Source organism: Psychroflexus aurantiacus, assembly GCF_010820555.1.
Taxonomy (GTDB): Bacteria; Bacteroidota; Bacteroidia; order Flavobacteriales; family Flavobacteriaceae; genus Psychroflexus; species Psychroflexus aurantiacus.
Map to the genome: position 1 here is coordinate 1 of NZ_JAAIKD010000013.1, position 6,131 is coordinate 6,131.

Consider the following 6,131-nt stretch of genomic DNA (forward strand, 5'->3'; position numbering starts at 1 on the left):
TATAAATTTTAGTACGTTCTCCATAATTGTTTACAACGGTTTGGCTATGGTGCGTGTCCCGAAGGGCATGCAATATAGGCTTTGTTGTGCGGTCAGCTTTTTAATTTTTTTCAAATTCATCTTTTAACAGCAACTTGTCCCTTGTTGTATTGGCGGACATTTTACTGTTCCGTAACTACAATAAACGCAACAGTCGCCTTGTTTTGGCTTTAATACTTTCTTGCAGTTTTCACACTCGTAAAAGTATTGGCAAGCGTCTGTCGGCATAGTTTCTTCCTTTTTATGTCCACAGTATGGGCAAGTGATTGTTGATTGTAATTCTATATTCATTTAATCTCTTTCTTGTCTGTTACTGAATACCCTGTCTTTTCAATGGCTTTTTCTATTTCTTCAATTTCAGTTTGGGTTTGGTCAAATTCAATGATTGCGTTTCCGGTTTCGTAAGATACAGTCGTATGGATTATCCCGGTCAGTTTATTTACTTCCTGGTTTACGTGTTCTTCACAACCCGAGCAAGTCATTCCGTTTATTTTGAATTCTGCTGTCTGAATTTTTGATTGGTCGGTGACGACTGTTTTATTTTCACTTTTTGGAAAGAAAACGGAAGCATAAGTTGGAAATGCAAGCATTAGTCCTGCAAAAACTGTCACAATAACTAAAAAATTCTTTGTCTGAAGGAAAGGTGCTTTTTCAGTTGTATCGCAGTCGCAGTCAATTTGTTTTTGCGGTTTCAGTTTTTGATACCAAGCAAACCCAAGGACCAAAACGGTCAGTCCGATTAAATACGGTCGCAAAGGGTCAAGCCAAGAAAAAGTCGATGCGATTCCACTTGTCCCTGCCAACAAAGCCAAAACAGGTGTAATACAGCAAAGGGAAGCCGAAATTGCTGTCAAAAGTCCAAGTCCTGCTAGTTTGTTTTGTGATTTCATTTTATTTCTTCTTATGCACTTTTTTGTCTTTTTTCAGCTGCGCACAACGTGTTTGGCTATGGTTTCGTTGCGGATAAATCCGCCAGGATTTTCCGCTATAACTCAAAGTTAGTAAATACGCAGGAATTTCCGAGTAGGAAATTCCGCCGCAATGAACTATAGCCGGTGTTGTGCTTTCGTTATTTTTTTCTGTCGGCATCGAACCATTCAGCACTATTCCAACATGGGCTTGTTCCACCGAGTTTAGGAAAGTGCAAATCAGGATTGTCCGATTGTATTAGTCCGATTAATTTTTGTCCAGTCAAAAGCCAAACTCGAGATTTTCTTGCTATTATATCAAGAATTGCTTCGGCAAATTTTCCATCCTCATTCACAAAATTGTCATATCGTCTAAAAACCAAAATCAGTCCTTTGTATCTTTCGTTGTACATATCAGACAAACAATCCGCAAATGCATTCAGATTTTCACCATAATAGTCTGGAAAATTCAGTGCATTTTTTAAATTCTGATGTGCGTTTTTACGATTCCAATTCCGACAATTCATTTCTATAATCTCGAAATTATTGTTGTTAAACCAATTCAAATCTTCGTCAAGAATTCCGTTTTTGAAATACTTGCAAATTGGTCCGTCTTTTAGAATCTCTATGTCTTTTTCTATTTTTTCTTCGTTTAATTCCATCTATTAATTCAAATCCGAGAGTTTTGTCATAATGAAGCACAACGTTATTGTGTATGGTTAGTTGCGTAGTTATGCACGTAATTTAGCAAATAAATCACAGATAGAATATTCCGCAGGAATGTTCGTAAGTCGGCAGTAACCTAGCAATTAATTATACACTGTGTTGGCAACAGTAATTTTAACAATCATTCACGTGATATAAAGTCAAATACCATTCACCATCTTTTTTTTCAAAACCTAAAATTCTAAAGGTTCCAACTTCTTTGATTTCATATTCAAAATACATTATCGAATCAGAAAAGTTAAATGTATTTTCCATTTCATCATCAATTCCGATAAAGTTGATAAAATCCCAGTCATCAAAAACCCAATTATCTTTACTCATCACAAAGGTTTCGTCACAACCATTGTCAACAGCTATTAAATTGTCAAAATCAATATGTTTTTCTTGAAACGAAATGTCAGATATAAACTTTTTAGAAAACTCAAGGAAATCTTTTGGTATTCTTTTTTTGTCAGAAAATTGTTCAGAAACAGAGCTGTATTTTTCAGCACGTTCAGAAATCAAGTTCCAATCGTAAGATTCTACTTGTCCTAATTTATACCTTTCGTAAATAGAGTCAGATTCAGTTGCGATAACTTCCGTTTTTTGTATTTCGACAGGAAGTTCAACTTTGGTTTCTACTTTATTCTCTTTACAAGAAAAGACGATAATTAATAGTAAAATCAGTTTCGGTATTTTCATGTCGCTTATTGTTGCCAACGGTTTGGCTATGCGTAGTGCGGGATTTCAGGGCACTTCACTTTCCGTTTAGCAGTTAGTTTATTTATTGTAATTACTTTCATTTCAGTACTTACCCCCGGATTACGTATAGCCTTTGTTATGCGGTCGGCTTTTTTTGTTTTTATAGTTTCTCTATCATTTTATAGAAGTCTGTCTGCTTAATTTCTTTTATCGCTTTATCCTTATCAAACTTGTCCTTCTCGTCTTCACAACTTTCATAGCTATCAGGAACGGCAATTTCAACATTGAGAAACTTAAAGTAGTATCTTGTGTAAGAATATTTTTCGCGGTCAATTTTCTTTGAATATATTTTGCTGAGTGAATTTTCAAGCTCTTGTTTAAGCCCTTTTCTGTTGGCAAGAAGTTTTTTTAATTCTTCAATTACTTTTGAGTTGTCTGCAAGAGTAATGAATACAGTAGGGAGAAGCTTTTCAATCGCCTTATCAGGCTGATTCAATTTCTGATAAATGTCGTCATACCTTAATGCAGTATGAACATCATTTGAAGCATATTCATTACCACAAAAATGTAAGTAAGGATAAGTTGTATCAGACAAAGCGAAATAATACAATGCTGTGTCATACTTTTCCTTAGCGTAGTAAATCTCACTCAATATTTCGCTTGCTCTGTGGCGATAATTGGTGTAAGGGTCAGCCATTATACCACCACCTAAATTTTCTTTTTCGTTGAAATTGCTTTCGAGAATTTCTTTAAATTTCGGAATTGCTTTGTCATACTTCTTTTGAATGAAATAGATATATCCAACGTTATAAAATGCTCTTGGGTAAAGCTCATTCTTCGTATGATTATCTACAATGTATTGATAACCTTTAAGGGCTTCATTAAATTTCTCTTCTTCAAAGTAATTACTTGCTTCGTCAAAATAGTCAGACGGCATTTTTTGTCCGTATGCTAAAACAGAAATCAACAGTATTGATATTGAGATTAATATTTTCATAGACTCATAGTGAATTGATAAAATGAACGTTTCTTAACACCATAAAAGGTTAAACTCTTCCCATCAAAAAAGTAACTATCAGAAATAATGTAGTCAATATCATCAAGCTCTTTGTAAACCTGATTATTTGCAACAATTAGAAATTTTCTCTTTCCAACTTTTTGAATTGCAAAAAATCCATTATCACTAAATTCACCTGTAACAATAGCCCCTTGTTCTTTGTCCCTTGAAAAGTTTCTTTCCTTAATTGGTATTAATGGTTTTGAGAATTTACCATTAAAAACAAAATACCCTTGATTTTCATATTCAAGATAGAAAAGCGAATTACCATTCTCCGTTTTGCCACGAACAAAATTGTAGGGCAAAATTTCTATAAATGGTTCAATTATAAAGTTCGAGGTTTTTGGTATTGATTCGAAAATTAAATTCTCGTCTTGATACAAATAAATTGAGTCGTCTGTTTTGAAGTAATGTAATGATTCACCAATAGGACTAATGTAAAGCGGAGTTGCTCGTACGCCATATTTTGATAATGGCTCTTTGATTTTTTGACCATTTACAAATTTGTATAAATAGTAGTCCTTCATTCCATAAAATGCAAAATTTCCATTCTTGTCTAAGCTTGGGAAAAATATTTCATCAAATTCGTGAGAGTAAATTGCCCCATTCACATTGATTTTGTTTTTACCATTTTCACTGAATGAATACAGATACGTTTTTTTGTCAATGAGAGTAATGTTTGAAACGGGCTTAATATCCTTATAAAGCTTGTCATTGATAGCAATGTAATAGGGACCGTTATCATCACCGCTGTAATAGTATGCTCCGTTTTCTTTCAATTCATAATCCCAAACTGTTCTTACATATCCAAGAACTGTGTCCATTGAATGAATGAAAAACATATAATTGTATTTCCCTATCGGTTTCTCAGGTCTTTTTCCTTTGGCGAAAATGTAGGTTCCATTGTTGTTTATCGCTAATTGGTTATATCTGAATTTGGAACTTTCAATCAGCTTGTCATTTACAAATAACTTGTAAAGTGAATCCTGTTTTAGAAAGTATATTACATTACCATTTTCACTAAATGAAACCCAATCTCTTTCAGAAATGTAAAACTTTTCAACTTGTTCTTTATGGCTCTGTGATACAAGTCTTCCATTTATGTAGTTGTAAACAGAATCATTTAAAGTTGTTGTAATTGCAATATTTTCTTTGGTATTACTTGTTTGATAGCTTTCTATTTTTCCAATGGCTGTTCCGTAAACTTTAGTCCCTTTTGCGTTTTTGTAATAAAAGGGTTTCTCTTTCGGGTCAGAATACGAATTGGTATAGTTGATTTCTCCACCATTACCATACGTTGAACCAATAAACTTGAATCCACCAATCGTGTCTTTGTTTGTTACGAAATAATCTTGGTCGTCTTTTTCTATTACAAAGCAATAGTTTCCTTGTCTGTCAAAAGAAATTTTGTCCGAGTTGAGATAAAGTGAATCTTTTGTATCAGTTAGAATAAGTTGTTCTGTTATTGTTTGTCCGTTTACAGTCAAACAAGCAAGAAGTCCAATTAATATATTTATAAAGTTTCTCAATGTTCCTGTCGTTTTTTTAGCTGCCGCATAACGGCTCGGCTAAGAAACGTAGGGCTTTCGAAGCGATTCATTGTCCACCGAAATCAACGTTTGCTAAGTGAACGAACCTATCTGAAAGCCTTATCTGCCCTATGTTTTCTTAGCTATTGTTGTGCAACGTTATTTTTTCAATTTTCCTTATATACCAAATTCTAGTTTGTCCGTCTTCTGCCACATCAGAATAAACTTCGGCAAATACATAATCGCCTTTTTGTATGGACTTTTTCTCAATAAGCTCTCTACCTGCTTCATCAATGTCAACCCAAACAATCAAATTAGTTCCTAATTGAGAGTTTTCTTCAAGTTCTTTTAATTCAACTTCTTCGTCATCTAAATCTGTAACTTGATAGAAATTAACTTTCACGACTTGCTTTACACCTGGATCTTGAGTCGTAGAAAACTTGAGCAAATGGGAAAACATATTCTTCTGTTTCCAAACGATTTCTTCAAAGCTTCTATGATTCTCGCTTTTGAAAAGTTCGTTCATCAGGTCTTGAAAATCATTTGGGTCTGGATTTGTTCCAATATTATCCTTCAGAACCAATTTTAAGTTGTTTAAAGCCTTTAAAGAATCTACTTTCAAGTCATTTGTCGACTTCTGTTTGAAACTCTGATTATAGTGCAAACAGTCATTTCTTATACTTCGTATTTCATCAAGTAAATCATAAGTATTTTGGTCAATTATACCTTCATTAAGTTGCATTTTTAAGCGATTGAATTGGCTAACATCATAGGCTTGTCCTCTTCGTCTACCGCTTGTGTAAGTGTCAGTAATGTGGTTTGGTCGATTGTTCTTAACGGAAAGGTATTTTGAGAAATCTTCAGCAGAAACTCCGACTAAGGCTATACAACCTGTGAAAAATCCAAGCTCGTAAAGGCTCTCAGCTTCACGAATAAGTTTAATGAAGTCACTAATTTCTTTGAGGTAATGGATTTCCTCAATTTCCCACTTTCTATTCACGAAATTATCTAAGTTCGAATTAAACCATTCACCAATTACTGCCTTATAAGCTTCTTTATCTCTTTCCTCGTATCGAGATTTCTCACTGGCAGGAATTGTCTCGTAATTGAATTTGTGGAAATTTATGTACATAGTTCATTTTTAATGTTGCACAACGTCTCGCGTATATGGTTTTGTGGCGGGGTGAAAAC

At 34.1% G+C, this 6,131-nt stretch carries 7 protein-coding genes; all 7 read right to left on the minus strand.

Going from position 1 to position 6,131, the window contains the following annotated elements:
• Positions 1-123: 123 nt before the first annotated feature.
• The 7 genes from G3567_RS13505 to G3567_RS13015 all read right to left on the minus strand — a co-directional run bounded on the left by G3567_RS13505 (position 124) and on the right by G3567_RS13015 (position 6,072).
• On the minus strand, positions 124-330 hold the full coding sequence (locus G3567_RS13505) for a GDCCVxC domain-containing (seleno)protein (RefSeq protein WP_164005748.1): 207 nt from the start codon (positions 328-330) through the stop codon (positions 124-126).
• Positions 327-929 (minus strand): mercuric transport protein MerTP, encoded by a 603-nt coding sequence (gene merTP / locus G3567_RS12990; protein ID WP_164005749.1) that lies wholly within the window; start codon positions 927-929, stop codon positions 327-329. The genes G3567_RS13505 and merTP overlap by 4 nt, the downstream gene beginning before the upstream one ends.
• Positions 930-1,108: 179 nt before the next feature.
• Complete coding sequence (locus tag G3567_RS12995; protein WP_164005750.1) at positions 1,109-1,609, minus strand: barstar family protein; 501 nt, start codon at positions 1,607-1,609, stop codon at positions 1,109-1,111.
• Positions 1,610-1,787: 178 nt separating this feature from the next.
• Complete coding sequence (locus G3567_RS13000) at positions 1,788-2,354, minus strand: hypothetical protein (RefSeq protein ID WP_164005751.1); 567 nt, start codon at positions 2,352-2,354, stop codon at positions 1,788-1,790.
• A gap of 160 nt (positions 2,355-2,514) precedes the next feature.
• On the minus strand, positions 2,515-3,351 hold the full coding sequence (locus G3567_RS13005) for a tetratricopeptide repeat protein (protein ID WP_164005752.1): 837 nt from the start codon (positions 3,349-3,351) through the stop codon (positions 2,515-2,517).
• Positions 3,348-4,940: a hypothetical protein gene (locus tag G3567_RS13010; RefSeq protein WP_164005753.1), complete on the minus strand. Its 1,593-nt coding sequence runs from the start codon at positions 4,938-4,940 to the stop codon at positions 3,348-3,350. Before G3567_RS13010 ends, G3567_RS13005 begins: the two co-directional genes overlap by 4 nt.
• 139 nt (positions 4,941-5,079) lie before the next feature.
• The gene (locus G3567_RS13015) at positions 5,080-6,072 is read right to left on the minus strand and encodes a hypothetical protein (RefSeq protein ID WP_164005754.1); all 993 of its coding nucleotides are present in this window, start codon (positions 6,070-6,072) and stop codon (positions 5,080-5,082) included.
• Positions 6,073-6,131 lie beyond the last annotated feature (59 nt).

What these genes read in the sequence shown, in the direction of transcription:
- G3567_RS13505 (WP_164005748.1), bottom strand. Translation starts at nt 330, where the DNA reads ATGAATATAGAATTACAATCAACAATCACTTGCCCATACTGTGGACAT.
- merTP (WP_164005749.1), bottom strand. Translation starts at nt 929, where the DNA reads ATGAAATCACAAAACAAACTAGCAGGACTTGGACTTTTGACAGCAATT.
- G3567_RS12995 (WP_164005750.1), bottom strand. Translation starts at nt 1,609, where the DNA reads ATGGAATTAAACGAAGAAAAAATAGAAAAAGACATAGAGATTCTAAAA.
- G3567_RS13000 (WP_164005751.1), bottom strand. Translation starts at nt 2,354, where the DNA reads ATGAAAATACCGAAACTGATTTTACTATTAATTATCGTCTTTTCTTGT.
- G3567_RS13005 (WP_164005752.1), bottom strand. Translation starts at nt 3,351, where the DNA reads ATGAAAATATTAATCTCAATATCAATACTGTTGATTTCTGTTTTAGCA.
- G3567_RS13015 (WP_164005754.1), bottom strand. Translation starts at nt 6,072, where the DNA reads ATGTACATAAATTTCCACAAATTCAATTACGAGACAATTCCTGCCAGT.